This is a genomic window from Acinetobacter kyonggiensis (assembly GCF_900107285.1).
Classification (GTDB): domain Bacteria; phylum Pseudomonadota; class Gammaproteobacteria; order Pseudomonadales; family Moraxellaceae; genus Acinetobacter; species Acinetobacter kyonggiensis.
Genome location: NZ_FNPK01000007.1, coordinates 1 through 22853 on the forward strand (window position 1 = coordinate 1; position 22853 = coordinate 22853).

General features: G+C 39.4%; 20 protein-coding genes and 1 pseudogene. 13 read left to right on the forward strand and 8 right to left on the reverse strand.

Translation table 11 applies throughout. The features are described 5' to 3' along the window. Positions 1-174: 174 nt before the first annotated feature. Positions 175-1554 carry a WS/DGAT/MGAT family O-acyltransferase gene (locus BLV99_RS07180; protein ID WP_092689194.1) on the reverse strand — a complete coding sequence of 460 codons (1380 nt, stop codon included), beginning with the start codon at positions 1552-1554 and terminating at the stop codon, positions 175-177. A gap of 179 nt (positions 1555-1733) precedes the next feature. After that, on the reverse strand, positions 1734-2468 hold the full coding sequence (locus tag BLV99_RS07185) for a phosphoadenylyl-sulfate reductase (protein ID WP_092689199.1): 735 nt from the start codon (positions 2466-2468) through the stop codon (positions 1734-1736). Positions 2469-2668: 200 nt separating this feature from the next. Here BLV99_RS07185 and thrH point away from each other — a divergent pair, with 200 nt between their 5' ends. Beyond that, positions 2669-3286, forward strand: a complete 618-nt coding sequence (thrH, locus tag BLV99_RS07190; protein ID WP_004648085.1) for a bifunctional phosphoserine phosphatase/homoserine phosphotransferase ThrH — start codon at positions 2669-2671, stop codon at positions 3284-3286. Between the two features lie 74 nt (positions 3287-3360). Here the strand turns inward: thrH and BLV99_RS07195 are convergent. From BLV99_RS07195 to BLV99_RS07205, 3 genes and pseudogenes are all read right to left on the reverse strand, one after another. After that, a pseudogene (locus BLV99_RS07195) lies at positions 3361-4593 on the reverse strand (OmpP1/FadL family transporter). Between the two features lie 333 nt (positions 4594-4926). Next, entirely contained in the window at positions 4927-6177 is a 1251-nt protein-coding gene (locus BLV99_RS07200) for an OmpP1/FadL family transporter (RefSeq protein ID WP_092689202.1), read from the reverse strand. Between the two features lie 775 nt (positions 6178-6952). Then, positions 6953-7576, reverse strand: a complete 624-nt coding sequence (locus BLV99_RS07205; protein WP_092689205.1) for a TetR/AcrR family transcriptional regulator — start codon at positions 7574-7576, stop codon at positions 6953-6955. 119 nt (positions 7577-7695) lie between these two features. On the opposite strand from BLV99_RS07205, the gene BLV99_RS18625 reads away from it, so the two are divergent. From BLV99_RS18625 to BLV99_RS07245, 9 genes are all read left to right on the forward strand, one after another. Beyond that, positions 7696-8028, forward strand: a complete 333-nt coding sequence (locus tag BLV99_RS18625; protein WP_280138271.1) for an NAD(P)H-dependent oxidoreductase — start codon at positions 7696-7698, stop codon at positions 8026-8028. After that, positions 7994-8347: an NAD(P)H-dependent oxidoreductase gene (locus BLV99_RS18630; RefSeq protein WP_280138272.1), complete on the forward strand. Its 354-nt coding sequence runs from the start codon at positions 7994-7996 to the stop codon at positions 8345-8347. The genes BLV99_RS18625 and BLV99_RS18630 overlap by 35 nt, the downstream gene beginning before the upstream one ends. A gap of 251 nt (positions 8348-8598) precedes the next feature. Continuing rightward, positions 8599-9588 (forward strand): acyl-CoA desaturase, encoded by a 990-nt coding sequence (locus tag BLV99_RS07215; RefSeq protein WP_092689207.1) that lies wholly within the window; start codon positions 8599-8601, stop codon positions 9586-9588. Further along, entirely contained in the window at positions 9585-10871 is a 1287-nt protein-coding gene (locus BLV99_RS07220; RefSeq protein ID WP_092689210.1) for an NAD(P)/FAD-dependent oxidoreductase, read from the forward strand. The genes BLV99_RS07215 and BLV99_RS07220 overlap by 4 nt, the downstream gene beginning before the upstream one ends. Before the next feature lie 9 nt (positions 10872-10880). Continuing rightward, positions 10881-11675, forward strand: a complete 795-nt coding sequence (locus tag BLV99_RS07225; protein ID WP_092689213.1) for a DUF1365 domain-containing protein — start codon at positions 10881-10883, stop codon at positions 11673-11675. Next, complete coding sequence (locus BLV99_RS07230; RefSeq protein ID WP_092689216.1) at positions 11672-12868, forward strand: SAM-dependent methyltransferase; 1197 nt, start codon at positions 11672-11674, stop codon at positions 12866-12868. The genes BLV99_RS07225 and BLV99_RS07230 overlap by 4 nt, the downstream gene beginning before the upstream one ends. Positions 12869-12907: 39 nt before the next feature. Further along, a complete protein-coding gene (locus tag BLV99_RS07235) occupies positions 12908-13687 on the forward strand; it encodes a DUF1295 domain-containing protein (RefSeq protein ID WP_092689218.1) in 780 nt (259 codons plus the stop codon). A gap of 8 nt (positions 13688-13695) precedes the next feature. Beyond that, positions 13696-14745, forward strand: coding sequence for an SAM-dependent methyltransferase (locus tag BLV99_RS07240; protein WP_092689223.1), 1050 nt, complete (start codon positions 13696-13698; stop codon positions 14743-14745). Between the two features lie 46 nt (positions 14746-14791). Then, positions 14792-16114 (forward strand): sensor histidine kinase, encoded by a 1323-nt coding sequence (locus BLV99_RS07245; RefSeq protein WP_092689229.1) that lies wholly within the window; start codon positions 14792-14794, stop codon positions 16112-16114. 6 nt (positions 16115-16120) lie between these two features. Here the strand turns inward: BLV99_RS07245 and BLV99_RS07250 are convergent, their stop codons facing one another. The 3 genes from BLV99_RS07250 to BLV99_RS07260 are packed head-to-tail and all read right to left on the reverse strand — an operon-like array spanning position 16121 to position 17877. After that, positions 16121-16816, reverse strand: coding sequence for a response regulator transcription factor (locus BLV99_RS07250; protein ID WP_092689232.1), 696 nt, complete (start codon positions 16814-16816; stop codon positions 16121-16123). Between the two features lie 18 nt (positions 16817-16834). Continuing rightward, positions 16835-17335 carry a chalcone isomerase family protein gene (locus tag BLV99_RS07255; RefSeq protein ID WP_086184816.1) on the reverse strand — a complete coding sequence of 167 codons (501 nt, stop codon included), beginning with the start codon at positions 17333-17335 and terminating at the stop codon, positions 16835-16837. Next, positions 17305-17877, reverse strand: a complete 573-nt coding sequence (locus BLV99_RS07260; protein WP_171259163.1) for a nuclear transport factor 2 family protein — start codon at positions 17875-17877, stop codon at positions 17305-17307. Before BLV99_RS07260 ends, BLV99_RS07255 begins: the two co-directional genes overlap by 31 nt. 368 nt (positions 17878-18245) lie before the next feature. Between BLV99_RS07260 and kdpA the strand changes: the two genes are divergently transcribed. The 3 genes from kdpA to kdpC are packed head-to-tail and all read left to right on the forward strand — an operon-like array spanning position 18246 to position 22635. After that, complete coding sequence (gene kdpA, locus BLV99_RS07265; protein WP_092689238.1) at positions 18246-19979, forward strand: potassium-transporting ATPase subunit KdpA; 1734 nt, start codon at positions 18246-18248, stop codon at positions 19977-19979. Between the two features lie 12 nt (positions 19980-19991). After that, positions 19992-22019: a potassium-transporting ATPase subunit KdpB gene (kdpB, locus tag BLV99_RS07270; protein ID WP_092689241.1), complete on the forward strand. Its 2028-nt coding sequence runs from the start codon at positions 19992-19994 to the stop codon at positions 22017-22019. A 10-nt stretch (positions 22020-22029) separates the two neighbouring features. Next, positions 22030-22635, forward strand: a complete 606-nt coding sequence (kdpC, locus tag BLV99_RS07275) for a potassium-transporting ATPase subunit KdpC (protein ID WP_092689248.1) — start codon at positions 22030-22032, stop codon at positions 22633-22635. Positions 22636-22853 lie beyond the last annotated feature (218 nt).

Here is a 22853-nt window from a genome sequence, read left to right on the forward strand (position 1 = left end):
GCAGGTTGGACATTTGATTTCTAGAGTTATTCGCATTTCTCTATTTTATCAAAATTCAACCTGCTTTGTTTCAGCATACTTTTTGAAACACCACCCGATGCCGAACTATTAAAAATTAAGGGGCTAATTTTAAGCCCCTTAATTTATTTCAGATTTATTTTTCAGAAATTGCGGTTAACTCACCGCCTGTAACTTTGGGTTTTCTTGACCTACGATTTGTTCAAATCGTTGAATTTCATCTTCTAAGTGCGCCAGTAAGTTTTGTATTTTAGGTAATGCATTTCGGCAGCCCGTTAAACCTACTTCCAATTTGTCTAAATAGCTGGTCATCGTGATATTGAGTGCTTGCCCATCTAAGACAATAGATGCAGGGTAGAGCGCATCTAGTTTTGCACCATTCCAATACAGCGGCTCGCGTGGTCCTGGTACATTAGAAATAACAATATTAAAAGCTTGGCGCTTAGGCATCATGCCTGAAACGATATTGAAGCCAGCTGCACCATAAACCAATGCACTATAGTTTAAAATCTGATTTGAGTTCATGCGCTTAAAACGCTGTTTTGCGTTTAGCACACTACGGCGAATAATTTGTAGGCGTTCTAATGGTGTTTCTTTATTGGTCCCCAAGTTGGCCAAAATCATGGTAATGCGATTGGATACCTCAGAATCATCATCACGAATCGATGCGGGAACCATTGCAATCAGTGGTTTTTTAGGTAAAGCCTGTTGAGTAATCAGGTACTCACGTAAAGCCCCTGAGCAAATAGCCAAGACCACATCATTAATGGTGACACCCAGTGCTTTAGCAATTTTGCTTAAGCGTTCCAGTTCAAACGATTGTGCTGCAAAACGACGAGAAGAACTTACTCGTTGATTTAAAATACTGCTAGGCGCTTGAAAGCTGGATACATAATCTGGATTTCGCCCCATATCTTTCATAATGGTTTGAGATAGCTCACGCAATACGGTAGGGGTGGCTTCAAATTGTTGTTTGATTCCGCCCATAATTTTTTTAAATCTGCTCGACGTTGGTTCTTTCAAGCGTTTAGCACGTGGGCCTTCAACACACCAAGGCGGCACAATACTTTTCGCGTCTGGATCCTGTGAGAGCGATTTTTCAACTAAACGCATGCCTGCAATGCCATCCACCATAGCATGGTGAATTTTAAAGTACATGGCAAAGCGATTACCCTCAATGCCTTCAATAATATTACAAGTCCAAAGTGGCTTGGCACGATCAATCAGGGCACTGTGTTCTTGTGAAATATAGGTTAATAATTCACGGATTCGACCGGGGTGTGGAAGTGCAATATGACGGAAATGATGGTCTAAATCGAATTCTTGGTCTTCATCCCAAAACAGACCATTGAGTTTATTATTAAAAGGTGGAACGGGAATTGATTTTGAACTACGAATATCTGCAACAAGATCTTGAATAAAGGTTTTAGGTGCATGATCGGGAATTTGGAATAGAAAGAGTCCACCAACATGCATCGGTTGCTGTCGCTTTTCTAGTGACAGGAAAATAAAATCAATTGGGTGTAAAGGACGCATAGCGTTGGATGCCTCACTGCAATTTTATTGGCTATTCATGTCTAAACTTTGAACAGGTTTGTTAGAATTATAAAAACCGTCTTTTTAGTATATCGCTTTTCAAATATAAAAAAACTTATTTCTGTATAATGATGAGTATAAGAAAAACCACTGATATACAGTGGTTTTTTTGAAAAAAGCTATTTTTTTAAGTTGCCGGAATGTAAGCCGCACTCTTTATGGGTTGCTTCTTCCCACCACCAGCGACCTTCACGTTCATGTTGATTTGGAAGGACGGGACGGGTACAAGGTTCACAGCCAATTGAGATGAAACCACGTTCATGCAGTGGATTATAAGGGATTTCCATCATACGAATATAGTTCCATACGTCAGCACTTGACCAGTTTGCCAAAGGATTATATTTGATCAGTTGCTTATTTGGACCTGAAAAGCCTGTATCGGCTTGAATGACTGGAATTTCATTGCGTGTGCCCGGGCTTTGATCTTTACGTTGACCTGTAATCCAGCCATCTAATGTGGCCAGTTTTTTACGTAGCGGTTTTACTTTACGAATACCACAACATTCTTGATGGCCATCTTCGAAAAAGCTAAAGAAACCTTTTTGTTTGACTAAGCTTTCGATGGCTTCAGATTCAGGAAAGCAAATTTCAATCTCAATATTATAGTGTTTACGCACCGTTTCGATAAATTGATAGGTTTCTGCATGTAAACGCCCCGTATCTAAACTAAAGACACGAAAGGGTTTACCGAGATGAGAGGCCATATCAATCAAAACGACATCTTCAGCACCTGAAAATGAAATGGCAATTTCACCTTCTTGGCTTAAAGCCAGTTCTAAAATCTCACTTGGGGATTTATCGGTATATTCAGATGCAAGGGCATCGACAAGGTCAATGGTAGGGATAATTGTCATGACAGTTCCTGGCTATAGGCTTGGACACTTAAAAACCTATATTAATTTAATTCACAATGATTTTAATAGCATTGAAATAATCTGCTTAGCAATAAAAAATAAATGCTTATGAATTAAATAGATTTAAAAAAACAGCACCTAAGAAATCATTTTTTAAGCTATGATAGCGCAAATTTTTTTCACTGGCATGAGGAGAACCCATGGAAATCGTATGTCTTGATCTTGAGGGTGTGTTAGTTCCTGAAATTTGGATTAACTTCGCAAAAAAAACCGGTATTAAAGCATTAGAAGCAACGACACGTGATATTCCAGACTACGATGTGTTGATGACTCAACGTTTGAATATCTTAAAAGAGCATGGATTAGGCTTAAATGATATTCAAGATGTCATTGCAGATATGGGACCTTTCCCGGGTGCAAAAGAGTTTGTGAAATGGGTCAGTACTCATTTTCAGCTGATTATTCTTTCAGATACATTTTATGAATTTGCTCATCCATTGATGAAACAGTTGGATTGGCCAACTATTTTTTGTCATAAATTAGAAACTGATGAAAATGGCATGATTGCAGCGTACAAACTTCGCCAACCGGATCAGAAACGTCAAGCGGTGAAAGCCTTGCATGGTTTGAACTTCCGTGTGATTGCTGCGGGTGATTCGTATAATGATACGACCATGCTGGGTGAGGCTGATCATGGTTTCTTATTTGATGCGCCTGAAAATGTGATTGCTGAATTTCCACAATTTCCATCTATTCAGGGTTATGAGGCATTAAAAGAAGCGATTCGTAATGCTTCTGTACGTGATATTCCAGCTTAATTTGATCACTAAGTTGTAATAGAGAAGGGCACCAATGGTGCCCTTTCTTATTTAATTTGAATCTTTTTAATTAATTAGAAACGGTAGCCGATTTTCATACCATAGGCAATTGCAGTGTTGTCTTCAAAACTTCCGACTACGGTGCCGCCAGTCTGCGCCTGAGCATCGCCTAGCCAAAGGTATCTTACACCCGCAGCAATAAAGTAGTTTTCTGCCGGGCTGTATTGGCCACCTAAGCCAACACTCCAGTAACCTTCAATTGGACCTAAAGTCGTTACTGGGTTACCTGCGCCAGAATCCCAGCCAACAGCAGCTGTACCAGACCATTTAGCGTTAAATTTATGGCCTAAACCTACTGTTGCAGACCATTGATCATCTGAATAATCAACAAGATTCTGCTGTTTTCCAGTTAATGCACCAGTCAACTGAGATAAATAAGCAGGTTTTACTGCAAACTGATCCCAATGTACCCAACGAATATTAGCAAAAGCTAATGTATTTTTTGCAACGCCTGATTGTAAGTCAATGTTGACTGACTGTGGCGTAGTAATTTCCGCTTTGTGATAAGTTGGAGTTACTGTTTTACCTAAAAATGCACTGGTGAATCCGGGAATATATAATGCACCATCTGTGCCGAAGCCAAAGGTTTCTGTTGTATCTAATTCATGTTTAATTTCAGAGCGATAAGTCACAGCGGCTTTTAAAGCAATTTCAGGGATAGAATATGCAAAACCTGCCAACCAGCCGTAAGCTTCGTTTTCTTTAAGGTCAATATCATAACCGCCAAGAACTTGTGGGCCTTTATACGCTGTGCCGCGTAGGGACACTTTTGCTTTTACGGTTTGATATACCGGTCCTGCATAAACATTCCAGTTTGCATTTGGCTGATACCCAATAAGTGCTGTAATGCTATTTGTTTTTACTTCAACAGAGGTGCCTTCCAATGCGCCTTTTTTAGGATTTAATGTGGCAAAAGCATTCGATTCAGATGCGTATTGAGAGTCAGCTCCAAATGGCTGATCATAAAGTAAACCTAAAGAAATTTGATCTGTTGCTTGAATTTTTATAGCAGCAGTAGGAAAGTAGTAGTCTTAGCCCATATCGCTGACAGATTTATTGCTTCCTCTAGGAGGAAGGTCTGTACCTTCAATTGTTGGGTCAATAATGGTGAAGCCTGCTTCAGCATAGTTTCCCGGTTGTAAAAAGGCTGAAATAGATTGTCCTGAACGATCAAGTCCAGCGGCAAATGTTGCTGTCGTCGGAATTAAACTAAGTAAAATTGCTGAATGAATCGCTGTAAGCTTCATGAATTCTTTTCCTTGAGCCGCTTAATCGTTATTTAAAAGTTACGGGAAAATAACATAAATAAAAAAAGAGTAAATGCTCAGCTCTGATTGGGAAATGAACTGTGTAATTCAAAAAATAAACTTGAATAGAGTAAAAGTACTAATAGTGATTTAGTATGTAAATGATTTATAAGTAAAAAAATAGAGTAATCATTTTAAAAAATGAAAGTAATATAAGGGGTTCTTTTTGATTAAATTTGAAACATATAGAAAGCTAAGTTAAAAAAACAATAGGCATAATGTAAAAAGACCATAGCAAACTATGGTCTTTTTTTAAATATTGAATGGCTTAAATTAGAATTTGTAGCCCATTTTTAGGCCGTACGCGATAGCATGGTTGTCTTCAAAATCAGCAATTGCATTTGCAGTGCCGAACATAGATGCAGGTTGTGCTGCTGCATCACCTAACCAGAAGTATTTTACACCACCAGCAATGAAAGTTTGTGGTGTTGGGCTGAATTGAGCACCTAAACCAACGTTCCAATAACCTTCAGTTGGACCTAATGTAGAAATAGGGTTGCCTGCACCAGAGTCCCAACCTACAGAGACATTACCAGCCCATTTATCATTTAGTTTGCGACCTACACCTACAGTTGCAGAAATTTGGTCATCTGTATAAGCAATTAAATCAAAGCCATTTGGTTGACCAAGAGATGGACCTGCAACACCACTAGCAACACCAAAAGCATAAGGGCGAATCGCGAAATCTTTCCAGTTTACCCAGCGTACATTTGCAAAAGCAACAGTATTTGCCATGATGCCAGTTTGTAAATCTAAATTAACAGATTGCGGTGTTGTGATATCTGTTGAGCCAGTTGCTGGTTTACCTGCTAGAGCTGGATTATTGATAATGCTAGGAACAGGATTGGCTGAAGGAATAGCACTTTCTTTAATATTAACAGAATGTTCGATTTCTGAACGGTATGTTAGGGAGGCTTTTAGGGCAATCTCTGGAATTTGGTAAGCAATACCTGCTAACCAACCAACAGCACCATCTTCATCAATATTAGCATTGTAACCACCAAAGGCGGTGGTAGTACCATATGCAGCACCACGCAACTTTACATCACCTTTAATGGTCTGGTAAGCCGCACCACCATAGATATTCCAATTTTCTGTTGGCTGGTAACCTAGAATAAGTGACAAATTTTGGGTTGTTACGTCAACTGCTGTGGCTTCGCCATTAGCATGAAATAATCCAGTTCCTGGACCAACTAATGGGTCGCTTACTGAGTATGTAGTATCTGCACCAAATGGTTGATCATAAATTAGGCCAACAGAAAAGTGGTCAGTTGCTTGAATTTTTAAAGCAGCACTTGGAAAGTAATAATCACCTGCCATGTCTGATAGTGTACCGTTACCAGAAGTAGCTCTCGCTTTACCTGAAACATTTGGGTCTAGTACAGAAATGCCTGCTTCAAAATAGTTACCTGGCTGTAAAAATGCTGCGATTGATTGACCTGAACGGTCTAAAGCTGCTGCGAATGCACCTGTCATTGGTACGGTTGCAAGGATAATGGCTGTGGTAAGTGTTTTTAATTTCATGCTGTATCTTTCCTTGAGGTACAAATTTTATTACTGAAATTGCTGTTATTTATGTTCAGTATTCATTTTTGGCAACATCGGTTTTTAAACCTGATATGATTTGTTACTCCATGTGACAAAAATAGCACAATAAAAAAAAGAGTAAATGCTCTAGAAAAACAAATAAGGATAAAAATTTATCTATTTAATATTTTTTGTTTAAAAAGTGTTAGTTTTTTTATCTTAAGTTATTGAAAATTAATTAAATAAATAAAATTTAATGCTGCTTGGTTTTGTTTTTTATTTGGTTATAAAATAATCGTTTATTGTGAGGAATAGAATGTTTATTTGTAGTTTTGATCACACTATTTAACAGTAAGTACCCTGCTGAGCTAACGATAATCTTTTAATAGATTAGATCCTGATGATTGTGGCCTTGCAGAGCAATGCTCCTCATGCAGTATCACACCATAGATATTCTCTTTTTTGCCCATTAACTGAACTGATATAAATCTGCAAATTAGGTGTTGATAGTCCTCGCTAGAATATGAAATTTTTGTACATAGCGGGCTACTTTCTACTCCAAAACAAGCGAATGCTGTCTGATTTGAATAGATTGAAATTTACTATAAATCGGGTAACACAGTATTCTGTAAATAGTTGGTTAGGTCCTAAAAACCTTGAGCAAAAAGATTTAAAAATTTAGAGGGATGAGGAGCCTTATTCCGTAAATTTCAGAATTTTTTAATAGTTTTGTCTAGCATCAAAAACTATATAGATTTGATGTCACTGCAACTTATTTCATAGCCGCGCTTATTGTTTCAATCCGATGATTTAAATTTTGAATAATGATATTGATATATTTTTCAACATCATCTTTAAAAATCATATATTGCAATGCTAAACCATAACTTAATGAAATTAACTCAGCGGTAATCGTCTCAATCTGATTTTGATCTACAGGTTGTGCTGCTGGAATGAGACAGATTAAAATTTTGGCTACTTCATCTTTATGTGTCTGCCAAACTTTTTGATATTCTAATGCAAAAGATTTATCACGCGCTGCATATAATTGAAGCTCAATTGATATTTTTAACCATTCAAAGTTATTAAAAAAATCGCTTAGCCAAACACGAAGTTTCTCAATCGAATAATCACTATTTAAGTCTTCTTTGGATATTATCGTTTGAAGTTGAAGATTTTCTTTCTCAAATTGCAGTCGCATTAATTCTAATAAAAAATCTTCTTTATTACTGAAATTTGAATAAAAAGCACCTTGAGTGTAGTTGGCATGTTTAGAAATATTTCTAATAGAAACAGCACCATAACCATGACTGGAAATTAAAGAAAATCCAGACTCAATAAGGGCTAGGCGAGTTTTAAGCTGTTTTTCATCACGTGATAGTTTTTCTGAATTCATGAAAGCAAAATAAATGAGATAACAATTGATATCTTAAATTTTATGAGATAAATTTGCTACTTATTTTTAAAATATCAGTTGTAATCTGAAAGATAAATCTTTTAATTTTAGAGATGATTATGAGCCATAGTCCATATAAACGAATAGTTGTCATCAATGGGCATCCTTCAAAAAGCAGTTTTAATGCTGCATTGGCAGATGCATATATAACTTCCGTAGCCAAGTACAACGTTCAGGTCGATTTGATTGAAGTAGGGCAATTGCATTTTGACCCTAATCTCAAAAATGGCTATGAAAAGAGAATGGAACTAGAGCCAGATTTAATTGAAGCTTGGAAAAAAATTGAGCTTGCTGATCATTTGGTCTGGGTTTTTCCTGTGTGGTGGGGTGGGCTGCCAGCAGTGACTAAAGGTTTTATTGATCGCGTATTTTTTACCGAGTACTGCCTTTAGCTATTATGAAAACAGTAATCGTATTAAAGGCCATTTAGTCAATAAAACAGCCAGAATAATTACAACATTGGATCAGCCAGGTTGGTTCTATAAATGGTATTTTACTGAACCGAGTACTCGGCAGCTGAAAAAAACAACCTTAGAGTTTTGTGGGGTAAAAAAGATTAAAACGGTGTATATCGGTTCTGTTCGCGGTTCAAGTGAACTGAAACGTGAAAAATGGTTAAGACAAATGGAAGTGTGTGCAAAGCAGGATTGCCATAATGCTCAAAGTTTTTACTTAAATAATAAGCCAGCAGCGAATAAATCAGGAAATTAAGACTGAGCTGTAAAAATGAATGCCTATTTGGAGTGTGTTAGCTTGCAGGAGTTTAGGCTATATGGCGAATGGCCAAATAGGCAATACAGTAAAGACTAAATAAATGATCTATATTTTTAACGCGCAATTGAGATCGTATCGATTTATTTCCATGACTGCGCTAAAAAAGCATCTGCTTCACATAAATTTCATGTCGACTCCATTAAACTCATTTAAACAAAATCTAATAATTTTGAAATTAGGATTAGCCGATGTTCAAAAGTCTTATGCGCTGGGTAGATAGTTGGTCTATAGCTGTTCAGGCAGAGACCATTTCATCTGAGAAAAAGAAAATTCAATGGCTGCGGATTTTCCCCTTTATTATTCTGCATATTGCTTGTCTTGGCGTATTTTGGGTGGGGGTCTCGTGGTTCGCAGTTGCCTTCATGCTGATTTTTTATTTGATTCGCATGTTCTCAATTACCGCATTTTTCCATCGTTATTTGTCACATAAGACTTTTCAGACTTCAAGGACGGTGCAATTTATTTTTGTGTTGCTTGGCACGATGAGCGCACAGCGTGGACCTTTGTGGTGGGCAGCGCATCATCGTTATCATCATCGATTTACTGATACAGAGCAAGATCCGCATTCATCTACTCATGGATTTTGGTACAGCCATGTAGGGTGGTTTTTAAATGAATATAACTTTGCCACACGCAAAGAAGTGATTAAAGATTGGTTGAAATATCCTGAACTTATTTGGCTTGACCGATTTAGCCTTATCGTTGTATTCATGACTGCGGGGGCAATTTATGCATTAGGAGAATGGTTGGCTATTGCCTATCCATTTCTTGCAACATCGGGTTTACAGTTGTTGGTCTGGGGGTTTGTCATTTCAACTGTATTACTGATTCATGCGACTTTGTGTATTAATTCACTTGCCCATCTCTACGGCAGTCGTGACTTTGAAACCCAAGATCAAAGCCGCAATAATTTATTTTTATCCATTATTACGTTAGGCGAAGGTTGGCATAACAACCATCATTTTTATGCAGGCAGTACACGCCAAGGCTTTTATTGGTGGCAAATTGATATCACTTATTACCTTTTAAAAATGATGTCTTGGTTTGGCTTGGTCTGGGGATTCAAGCCGATTCCAGCGCGGGTTTATGAGCTAAGTAAAATAGCGCAATCATCCGTAGCAGCAAAAAAATTAATTAAGACCAACACAAAGAATATTCAAACTGGGGAGTCTTCATGAAAATTGCCATTATTGGTTCGGGTATTTCTGGGTTATATGCGGCATGGAAACTTTCAAAGCAACATCAAGTGACTGTTTTTGAGAAAAATAATTATTTTGGCGGTCATACAGATACGCATGATCTAGAAATAGAGGGGCAGATGCTTGCCGTCGATAGTGGTTTTATCGTATTTAACGACTATAACTATCCACTTTTTAGCCAAATGCTTGCTGAACTTGGGGTCAACGCTCAAAGCAGTGATATGGGCTTTTCTGTGAATAATCAGGTCACGGGACTGCAATATAATCCATCGAAAAAAATATCATTACTGTGCCGACCACAGAATTTTTTGAAATCTAATTTTAGGGTAATGTTAGCCGATCTATTTAGATTTTATGCAGCAAATAAAGAAGTGATGGTCGATGATTGCGAGATCACATTAAGTATAGAAGATTATTTAGACCAAAATGGCTATTCAGAGGCCTTCCGCCAAGAGCATTTATATCCGATGTGCGGTGCACTCTGGTCATGCCCAATTGAGCAAGTGGGACAAATTCCTTATAAATTTGTGGTCAGTTTTTTTCAGCACCATCGAATGTTACAGCTCAAAGACCGACCACAATGGCAAACAGTCAAAGGCGGTTCTGCTCGCTATGTTCAAGCCATTCAGCAACAGTCACCCAACATTGTGTTTAAGCAACTTGCGGTCACCAGCGTATCACGGTTATCCGATCAGGTGATTGTTCAAACAGAGGTGGATACACAGCAGTTTGACTGGGTGATTTTTGCCAACCACGCCGATGATAGTTTAAAAAATTTAGCGGATGCGACAGCGCTTGAGCAAGATGTACTGGCAAACTTTTCTTATCAAGATAACCGAATGGTGGTACATAGCGACCTGAGTATCATGCCGAAACATAAGTCTCAATGGGCGAGCTGGCATGTGCATGTCACTAAAGCTGAATCTGATGTTGAAGCGGTATTTCAGCATGCAAAGGTTCATTATGGTTTTAGTTACTGGATGAACAAGCTGCAAAATTTATCCTGTAAAACACAAATTTTTGCCACGCTGAATCCCAATTTCCCTATTAACTCCAAGTATATTTGGGTCGAACGTGAGTATCGACATCCTGTTTTTAATGCAGCAGCCATTGCGGCGCAGGCGCGTTGGGCAGAAATTAATGGACAAAATCGTACTTCCTATTGTGGGGCTTATTGGGGTTGGGGGTTTCATGAAGATGGTGCGCGCAGTGCGGCCAAAGTGGTGGATCACTTGGCACAGTTCATAGCCGAGCCTGCTTAGGAGCATGGTATGTTGATGACCTCACTTGCGGTTGCGCCTGCCATGATTAGACATCGTCGCTATTTACCGAAGTCGCATGAATTTGACGCGAAGTTAAGTTATCTATGGTTTGACCCTGACCAGATGGATTCTATTACGCGGCAATCATGGTTGTGGTCATTGAAGCACTGGAGTGTGCTACGGCTAGATGCAGATGATTTTTTAATTGCAGAGCATGGTTCAATTCGGGAAAAAGTTAAAAAAATATTACTTAAACAAGTCAATATTATCTTGGCTTCAGATACACAAATTCGTGTGTTGGCACTACCACGCACTTTGGGTTTTTATTTTAACTCTGTAGTGTTTTATTTTATTTTGGATGCTACTGAGCAGCCCATCTTTATTTTGAGTGAAATCACCAATACCCCTTGGAATGAACGTCAGGTTTATATCCACGATTGTCGGGGTAAAGCAGTTCAGCATTCACATTTTCAAAGCTATTCGTTCGAGTTTGAAAAATCATTTCATGTCTCACCTTTTATGCCGATGGATATGGATTATCGTTGGTGCTTTAATTTTTCAGAACAGCAAAATGTCATCCATATGCAGTTGTTTCAACAGGAGGTACTGCAATTTGATGCCACAATGCGCTTTTCACTGCATCCCATCACAGTTCCTTCACAACACTATCGTTATGCTATTTCCTGTGTCTTTGAACCTTTTAAAATGATGGCGGGTATTTATTGGAACGCTTTTCGTTTATGGACGAAAAAAGTTCCATTTTATCGGCATCCCAAGAAAAACAAGGGAAATACAATATTATGAAAACACTCATTTCCAGTGAACAAGATTCGCTACCTTTGGTTTTACGTAGTTTATTGAAGTTGCGTCACGGTCAAATTATATTTCAAGGGGTCTGGAATGGTTTTGTCGGAGACAGTATTGAGTTAAGTGTTGTTGTCCGAGTTCATAATAAACAACTGATGGAGTTGATTTTTAAAAATGGTGTATTGGGTGCAGCCGAAGGCTATATTCGGGGTTATTGGAGCACGGATCATTTGGTCGAACTGATCCAAATTTTGGCGCGTAATCGAGATGTTCTCGATAAACTTAATCAAAATATTATTTCTCAAGCCAGTCAATTTTTTTTAAAGGCATGGTACAAAACCCGTAAAAACTCAATCGACGGGAGTCGAAAAAATATTGCTGATCATTATGACCTGAGTAATGAGTTCTTTAAGTTGTTTCTTGATCCATCACTGATGTATTCCAGTGCTGTATTTCAAGAGCCAAGCATGAGTTTAGAACAAGCTTCAAATTATAAAAAAGAGCTGATTTGTCAAAAATTACAGCTTAAGCCGATGGATCATTTGGTGGAAATTGGCAGTGGATGGGGTGGGTTTGCGATTTATGCAGCACAAAATTATGGCTGTAAAGTTACCACCATTACCATTTCACAAGCGCAATATGATGAAGCCGTGGCACGTGTAGAGGCTGCTGGTTTGGCGCATCGTGTCGATGTACAGTTGAAAGATTATCGTTTGCTTGAAGGGAAATTCGACAAACTGGTTTCCATTGAAATGATTGAAGCCGTGGGTGAAGCATATTTATCGACCTATTTTAAACAGTGCCACAATTTATTAAAACCGAAGGGTTTGGCTTTGATTCAGGCGATTACCATTGAAGATGCACGCTATAAAAAAGCGTTGAATACGGTGGATTATATTAAGCGTTATATTTTCCCCGGCAGTTTCATTCCGTGTGTCAGTGTCTTAACTCAAACGGCATCAGAACAACAATTACGTTTAAAACATTTAGAAGATATTGGACAAAGTTATGCACAAACTTTGCATTTTTGGCGAAAAAACTTTTTAGCTGCACGTGAACAAGTCCTTGCACTGGGTTTTGACGAAAACTTTATCCGTATGTGGGATTTTTATTTGTGCTATTGCGAAGGTGGTTTTAAGGAAGGCGTGATTAGTGATGTGCATATGTTGTTTGAGGTCAGTGCATATTAAATTTGAATCTTCTGCATGAACCTGTCAAGGAGAGTAGAAATGCTGCTGGATGTATTGTTGCTTGACGTTTTCATTATGCTGTTTTGCTGGGTCATTGTGACTTATAACCACCGTGCAGGTTTAGTCGATGTTGCATGGAGTTTTAGTATTGCCCTCAATGTCATCTGGGCAGCATGTGTGCTTGATACTGCGCCTATAGCAGTACGAATTTTCATTGGTCTTGCGAGCAGTATTTGGTTTTTACGTCTGACATGGCATTTATTGCGTCGTTATGGGCATGAAACCGAAGAAGATCGGCGTTATGCCAATATGCGCCGTGCTATGGGGGCATTCCAGCATCTTGGTTTTTTAGCTTTTTTCATGTTTCAAGCGGGTCTTGCGATTCTATTTTCATATCCGATGCTGTCGCTACTGAGTACTACACAGATGCAGTGGAATGACTGGAGCAATTGGGTACTGATGGCTGCCGCACTGATTATGCTGGTGGCATTTATGGGGGAAAGTCTGGCCGATCATCAACTGTATCGGTTTAAACAAGATCCTGCCCATCAGGGCAAAACCATGGATCAAGGTTTATGGAAATATTCACGGCATCCAAATTATTTCTTTGAATGGCTGCACTGGTTTGCCTATCCCATTTTAGGTCTTGCGGCTGGGCTGTATGTGTTATGGATTTATCCCGTATTGATGTGGTTGTTTTTGTACTACATCACCGGTATTCCGTTTAGTGAACAACAAGCATTACGGCATCGCGGTCAAAACTACCGAGATTATCAACAACGTACGTCAATGTTTATTCCTTGGCAACCTAAAGAGTAGAACAGCCTATGGATTTTATTATTCAACAGTCTCTAAGAATTGTCGAAAGTGGATTGCTTCCAGATCAAGCGATTCGTGCTGCAATACGGGGCTTAAGTAAAAAACGCTTAATACAAGAAGGACGTTATGATCCTGAACAGGGCGCCCAGCGTTATATGGACGTACTGAACATGCTCAAACACAGTGAAATTGCCATCGAAACCGATAAAGCCAATGAACAGCATTATGAGCTACCGACTGAATTTTTTCAGGCTGTGTTGGGAAAACGCTTAAAGTACAGTGCAAGTTTATTTTCCGATGCTCAAACCACGTTAGATGAAGCTGAAGACTTGGCTTTAGCGAGTTATTGTGAGCGTGCGCAATTACAAGATGGTCAACATATCCTAGAGATCGGTTGCGGTTGGGGATCTTTAAGTCTATGGATGGCGGAGCAGTATCCGAAGGCAAACATCACCGTGGTATCGAACTCTGCAACGCAACGTAAATATATTCAACAACAAGCCAAATTACGACAGTTCAACAATTTGAGTGTAATCACTTGTGATGTGAATGTGCTGGAACTTGAAAGTGGCACATTTGATCGCGTGGTGTCGGTGGAAATGTTTGAACATGTACGTAATTATCAAAAACTTTTTGAAAAAATAAATACTTGGCTGAAGCCTGAAGGATTGCTCTGGTGTCATATTTTTTGTCATCGTTTTTTACATTATCCATTTGAAATTAAGAATGAATATGATTGGATGTCAAAATATTTCTTTAGCGGTGGACTCATGCCATCGGCTTCAACTTTCTTGCATTTTCAAGATCATTTACAGTTAGAGCAGCATTGGCAGTGGTCAGGGACACAGTATGAACGGACTGCGAATGCTTGGCTGGAAAATATGGATCGGCATGAGCAACGCTTAAAACCCTTATTTGAAAAAACCTATGGTAAAGCTGCCGCAGCGTGGTGGCAACGCTGGAGGATTTTCTTTATGGCCTGTGCTGAATTGTTTGGTTTTGAGCAGGGGCAAGAATGGGTGATTGGTCACTTTTTGTTTAAGAAGAAAGTCCTATAATCTAAATTGAATTTGACATGTCGTTGGTCAGGTAAGGGATGAGTCTATGTTGAAGCTATTTAAGGGCAACCGTGCTCATCCCTTGGGGGAAGTCTTTAATCGTTACTATTGGTTGCAAATTGGACTGATTGCGTTATCGATTGTGATTGGTATTTCATGCAGTGCATGGGTGATTAAAGGCACATTGCTGAAAACGGCGCTTGAACAGGAAATGGAACATTATTGGATGCGTGTTGAGCGTAATCCAAAGGCAGATTTACCCGATACTAAAAATTTGTATGGTTACCGATGGAACGGGGTTAGACCAACTAAGTTTCAAAATATGCAGTTAAAATCAGGCATTGACCGTCATTTTATTGATGGCAAAGAGCGCATGACCGTTTATGGGGAACGCAATGGACAGCATGTACTTTTAGTTTTTGGTGAGAGTAACGTCAATAAGCTGGTTTGGTTGTTTGGTTTGGCACCATTAATGTTTAGTTTATTTATCCTTTATAGTGTGCTGTGGTGGTGGAATCGTCGTGCGCGGCGATATTTTTCTCCAATTACCCGACTGGCCAATGCTTTAGAAAATATCGACTGGGAACATCAGAATACAGAAGCGTCACCGTTTCAGGGCATCAGCACGGATGCCAACATGGAAGCGGAATATTTAAAACAAGCACTAGAGAAATATCATCAGGTGTTAAGTGAGTTTATTCGTCGTGAACGTGAGTTTAGTGGTGATGTCAGTCATGAGCTTCGGACACCGTTGACGATTTTAAAAGGCAATGTGCAACTTTGCCAAGCACGTTATGGTGATAACAAAGCTTTTACGCGTTTGGGCAATACCATTGAAGATATGCAGTTATTGGTCGATACCTTGTTGGCAATTGCACGTAATACCACCAATACACTGACCCCAGAATATCAATCACTATTCAATATCTTACAGGAATTACAAGTTGATTTAGACAGTGTGGGGCAGGTCAAAGGCATACAGATCCATCTTCAACAGCATGGGGATGAACAGATACGTCAACTTTATCCCTCGATGACTAAAATGGTGTTTGGTAATATTTTGCGTAATGCCTTAAATTATTCGCAAGGTTCAGAAATTGATATTATTTTGCAAAAAAATAAAGTGTTAATTGCCGATAACGGCATTGGCATCAATTTACCCAACGATGTGAAAGTACAGGAATTGTCGAGTCGGCAACTCAAACTAGAAACCAAAGGGCATGGTATTGGACTGCAATTGGTACAAAAATTGTGTCTGCAATTGGGCTGGCGTGTGGAGTTGTTTGATCGTCAATATTATTTAACGCTCCAGAGCGATCTTGATTTAAAGCCTTCAACGGGATTGATTGTGGTGGTGTATCTTAGTTAGTTTAAGTTAGGATAAATCGGTTTCAATTGCAATTTTTAAGCCCACCCCAGACACGGTATGAATCAGTTTCTGATTGAAAGGCTTGTCGACCATTTTGCGTAGATTATAAATATGACTGCGTAGCGCATCACTTTCGGGTTCGGCATCCCCCCATAAGGCCATGATAATTTCTTGTTTACTCATCACTTTGGGTGAGTTGCGCATTAATAATTTTAAGAGTTTAAATTGAATTGGGGGGAGTTCGATGCTTTGACCCGCACGGCTTAGACTTTGACGAGCGCTATCTAAAATGAGGTCATGAATTTGCAATTGGCTATTTGAAACCTCACCCAATGATCTTTTAATTAAAGCTCGAACACGTACTACCAGCTCATTAAAGTCGAAAGGTTTGACTAGGTAATCATCGGTGCCTGAAGCAAAACCTTTTAATTTATCGTCTAAAGTGTCGCGTGCGGTCAGCATCAGTACAGGCAGGTCTAAGCTTTGTTCTGTCCTTAACCATGCACAAAGATCGTAACCTGAGCCGTCTGGCAAATTAATATCCAATAACAGAATATGATATGGATGCTGTCTTAGTAAATTGCGTGCCGCATCTAAATTACGTGCATGATCTATGACAAAACCATGCTCTTCTAAAAACTCACACAGGGTAGAGGCGAGTTCATAATGGTCTTCGACGATGAGGATAAAATGTTTTGTCATAACAATTAATTCTGATTTTTAGTTTAAGAGTTGTTGCTTCAATTTAGCATTAAAAGGCTGTGGACCTAGCCAAATTTTAAAATATTGATTGGCTTGATCATTTTGAATATGACCTAATTTTTTTTGATTCAGTGACAGGGTTAATGTTTTCGATGGATGTGTATATAGCAAAGCGTATAAATCGCCATTTCTGACTGGTTTATAGAGCTGTGTAATATGATTCAGAGCCGAGTTCTCTTGAAAATCGGCAATATTTTTCTTTAAAAAATGCGTGGCTGCGCGTTTAAATGCCCATTCTGGAATATCTTGAGTATAAGCAAAATTCAGCTGAATACTTTGACTATCCCAAGGTTTCTTACAAGACTGGGCAAAATAGCTAGCTTGACCGACCTGTTTTTTGCCAATTAAAAGCGGTGCTGTTGCACATTGTTGTACAGGTGTGTCGAGCGTTAAGGCATTGACCGATAAACTGGTCAGGCAAATAAGGCTTAAGACGATTTTTTGAATGGTAATAACCATGAGTAAACACCTCCAACATAGGGGAGTGAACGATATAAACCATTTGCTGGATCCCAAAAATCTTGCTGGAAAATAATTTGTTGGGCAGCATTCACTTTAATTTCACTTATTCCGTGTGAAGCCATCTTTTGATGAGTGCCTAAAAATTTGAAATCGTAAGCCATATACCAATGCACATACGCTGAGTCTTGATGATAACTTGTGCTTAATAATTTGACCGTAACATTACTGACACGTTTATTCATGCCTTTGAAATGCTCAACTAAATTTTGTCGTGATGAAAATTGAGACAATGTGTCATTAATAAAAAGCTGCTCTGCATACAGCGCACTGGCTTGATTTACAAATTCGGGCGTGCCCAAGGTATTAAAAGTCGAGGTAAAACGTGTACCAATCGCTAAAGCTTGTGCGTCATTTAGCATGATGCCAGTCATATTATTCTTGGCGCTATGATAATCAGCGGAATAACTGGGGATACTTTTACATCCGGATAAACACAGTAATGCCAGCAAAGACGTTGCTATTGTTTTACGGTATTTCATGATCCTTCTCCATCTTGAATCTCATATTAATACTTTAGAGCGATGGACGTGAATGAAGTGTGAATATTTAAGCTTTGAAAAGCTGACTTGCTGCTCAAAAAATTAATACTTTAGCGTACGACCACGTTGCTATTTTGATTGAGAATTTTACGCAAATTTTACGCCTAAGATCATTTCCATGATAGAGAGTTTACGTTGTTGTTTTTCATACTACATTCTGGAATATCCCCGATGTTTAGGATGGAAATGATGGACGCTAAAAACATAGCTCATCAACACGTAAAGCAGCAAATTAGATGCTTACAATGCAAGACATTTAAAAATATAACATTGACGAACAGAGGCATTTCATCGAGAGGAGAAATGTCATGTTAGAGCTCATTCTACTTTTAGTGATTGTCACGCTTTTGGCTTTTCCGCTCGGAAAATATCTTGCTGCCATTATGCACAACCGTGCAATGAAAATTGATCCACTATTCAATTGGATCGAGAAACCAATTTATGCAATTTTGGGAACCAATCCTAAGCAAGGCATGAATGTTAAAACGTATATATTGAGTTTTGTGTTCAGCTGTATCGTCATTGGTTTTGCGGTGTGGAGCTTGTTTATGGTGCAGGCATGGTTGCCGTTCAATCCAAATCATGCACCCAATATGTCATGGGATTTGGCTTTACATAGCATGATTTCCTTTTTGACCAATACCAATCAGCAACATTATTCAGGTCAGGCACAGCTTTCTTATTTATCACAAATGGTTGCAATTGTTGGGTTACAAGTCATTACCCCAATGATGGGTTTGGCAATGGTGGTTGCAACTGTTCGTGCTTTATTTTTTGAGCGCTCAAATGATCAAACTACAGCAGCATCATCTTTATCGAATCAAAGCTTTACTGAAAAAGTTAAAAGTATCAATGTTGGAAACTATTGGGCAGATGTGATTCGTCCAACCTTTCGCTTCTTGATTCCGCTGTGTATGGTTTGGTCATTATTTTTAAACAGCCAAGGTGTACCAGCCACATTTCAGGGTGGGCCTGAAGTTCAGGTTGTTGACCAGACTGCGGAATTAAAAGTACAAAAAATCCCGCTCGGCCCCGTTGCACCGATGGTTGCCATTAAGCAACTCGGCAGTAATGGTGGCGGATGGTATGGCCCAAACAGTGCGGTGCCTTTAGAAAATCCAACGCCATTTTCTAACTTTATGGAAATGTTGGCGATCTTATTGATTCCAATCAGTGTAATTTTCATGTTGGGTTTTTTCACCAAACGTGCAAAATTTGCAGCCTTTGTTTTTGGCTCAATGTTGTTGATGTCGGTGATTTCAGCATCAAGTGCAATCTGGTCTGAAAGTCTTTCTCAAACTGCATCGCAAATTTCTGCGATGGAAGGTAAAGAAATGCGTTTTGGTGAATCATCTTCTGCGCTGTGGGCCGCATTAACCACACAAGTGAATAATGGTTCAGTCAATATGATGCATGATTCTGCATCGCCACTCACTGGATTGGTTGCGCTGTCCGATATGCTGATTAATGCCATTTGGGGAGGGATCGGTTGCGGCTTACAGCAATTCATTATCTATCTATTTTTGGCTGTGTTTATTGCAGGTTTAATGACTGGGCGTACCCCTGAGCTTTTTGGTCGAAAAATTGAAGCGGGTGAAATCAAACTGCTTGCTGTGGTGATTCTGATTCAGCCGATTGTGATTTTGGGATTGACCTCAATGGCCTTATTTTTTCCTGAACTCACAGGCAACAGTAACCCTGCATATCATGGCGTTACGCAGGTTTTATATGAATATGTTTCGGCATTTGCCAATAACGGTTCAGGTTTTGAAGGTTTAGCAGATAACACCGTATGGTGGAATGTCACCTGTAGCATTGCCTTATTGCTGGGACGTTTTCCAACTTTAATTATTCCTCTCATTATTGCGACACGTTTAGCCGCTAAACGTCAGGCACCTGAAAGTCACGGTAGCTTAAAAGTGGAAACGCCTACCTTTGCTTTAACCCTAATTGCCATTGTGGTGATGTTGACCTTATTACAATTTATGCCTGTCTTAGTTTTAGGGCCAATCGCTGATCATTTGTTCTTGGTTCAAGGCTAAGGAGTGAAATTCATGAATAATTCAGTACAGTCTGAACAAAATACTTCAACGCTTTTTCAAGCTGAAGCATGGAAAAATGCTTTTATTAAATTGCTTCCACAACATGCCATGCAAAATCCTGTTATGGCAATTGTGTGGCTCGGTACAATTATTACTTTAATCAGTACGATTTTAGGCAAAGCGAATTTTGTTTTTGGTTTGCTTGTGACCCTAATTTTATTTATTACGGTTTTATTTGCCAATTATGCAGAAGCCATTGCCGAAGCCAAAGGACGAGGTCAAGCCTCCTCACTGAGACAGGCACGTCAAAACTTAATCGCAAGACGTATTGCAAATTTACACGATACTGATGGTGTGCAAATTGCTGCGGCTGCATTAAAGCTCAATGATTTGATCGAGGTGCGTGCAGGTGAACTGATTCCTTCAGATGGTGAAATTGTTCATGGTTTTGCCACCATCAATGAAGCTGCGGTGACAGGCGAGTCTGCACCTGTATTACGTGAGGCAGGAACGGATCGTTCAGGTGTGATTGGCGGAACCAAAGTTTTAACCGATCGTATTATCGTGCAAGTGACCGCAGAAGTAGGCAATAGCTTTTTAGACCGCATGATTGCCTTAGTCGAAGGTTCAAATCGTCAAAAAACACCGAATGAAATTGCACTGGGTATTTTACTGACCGTCATGACGGTGACTTTTATCATTGTTGTGATTAGTTTGCCGATTATTGGTCATTTTCTGAATATTTCCATCAATCCGATTCTGTTGGTGGCTTTATTGGTGTGCTTGATTCCAACCACGATTGGCGGTTTATTGCCTGCTATTGGTATTGCGGGAATGAACCGTGCGTTAAAAGCCAACGTGATTGCAAAATCAGGTAAAGCAGTTGAAGTTGCAGGGGATATTGATGTTTTACTTTTAGATAAAACAGGAACCATTACCTATGGTGATCGTCAGGCGACGGCATTTTATCCATTAGCTGGTGTATCAGAATCGGAACTTCGTCAAGCTGCGGTATTGACCTCACTTGCAGATCCTACGCCTGAGGGAAAATCTGTGGTTGCACTGGCGAAAGAACAGGGCGAAAAAGTTCATGAACCTGAACAAGCTGAATTTATTCCATTTAATGCTTCAACCCGTATTTCAGGTTTGAATCTGCTCAATGGTCAGCAAATTCGTAAGGGTGCTTTGGATGCGATTTTAAAATTTACCTCACAGGATATTTCCCGTCATAGCGAACTCAGAACCCGTGTTGAGCAAGTGGCATCAAAAGGGGCAACGCCTTTAGTTGTTGCTTATGGTCAAAACCTATTGGGCGTGATTGAACTGTCAGATGTGATTAAATCGGGCATTAAAGAAAAGTTTGCTCGTTTACGTGAAATGGGGATTAAAACGGTCATGGTGACAGGAGACAATCCGCTGACTGCTGCTGCCATTGCGGCAGAAGCAGGTGTGGATGACTATATTGCCGAAGCCAGACCTGAAGATAAATTGAACTGTATTCGTACTGAACAAAACAAAGGGCATTTAGTGGCAATGGTGGGTGATGGCACCAATGATGCACCAGCACTTGCTCAGGCAGATATAGGCTTGGCGATGAACTCGGGTACGCAAGCGGCCAAAGAAGCAGGCAATATGGTGGATTTAGATTCTGATCCGACTAAATTATTGGCTGTGGTTGAAATTGGAAAACAACAATTGATTACCCGTGGTGCATTGACCACATTCTCTTTAGCCAATGATATTTCAAAATATTTTGCAATCTTACCTGCACTTTTTGTTGCAGCCATTCCACAAATGAGTGTGCTTAATGTCATGCAGTTGGGCAGTTCAGAAAGCGCCATCCTTTCTGCACTAATTTTTAATGCCATTATTATTCCATTACTCATTCCCATTGCTTTACGTGGTGTGAAATTTAAACCGTCAACATCGACACAATTATTACGCCGTAACATGCTGATTTATGGTGTCGGGGGCGTGATATTACCTTTCGTTGCAATCAAAGCCATTGATCTGGTGATCAGTCAAATATTGGTCGTTTAAGGAGCGAAACATGAATACTGTACATACAGAACATTTATTACAACCTTCATATGCCTCATTGCTTCGTGCTTCAATTGGGCTGACTATCGTCGGTTTGGGTTTATGTGGTTTTTTATATAGTGCCACGGCGACAGGACTGGGACAGCTTTTATTTCCAGCTCAAGCCAATGGCAGTTTGATTGAATTGGATGGAAAAATTTTAGGTTCCAGTTTAGTGGCGCAGCCCTTTACTGATCCGAAGTATTTTCAGGCTCGACCTTCGGCAGCCAATTATGATCCTATGGCCATGGCAGGCAGTAATATGGCGAGAACCAATCCTGAATTGACGAAAATGATTGAGCAACGTATAGCGGATATAGAGGTTAGAGAGCATATTGAGCGTAGTCAAATTCCGAGTGATTTGGTCACTGCTTCAGGCAGTGGAATTGACCCTGAAATTAGTTTGAAATCGGCCATGATTCAGGTGCAACGTGTTGCAGCGGCTAGACATTTATCTGATCAGCAGGTGATTGAGCTGATTCAGCAATATACCTTAAAGCCAACCTTTGGCGTGTTGGGGCAACAGCGTATTAATGTGCTTGAGTTAAATTTGGCTTTAGATCAGATTAGAGAGTAATTTCTGTATATTTCAAAAATTATTGGTCATATCTTTTTACGACGGAGTCCTATCATATAAAGTTTATGGTAGGGATCCGTTTATTAGTTTTGCCATGACAAATGGTTTTGCTCTTGCGTAACATCGTTACTCATCCCGAAAGAAAAGTGACATTTGAGCTCCTTCCATTAAAACTTAAACGGTACGACTCCGTCGTTCCAATAAAAATCAAGATAAAT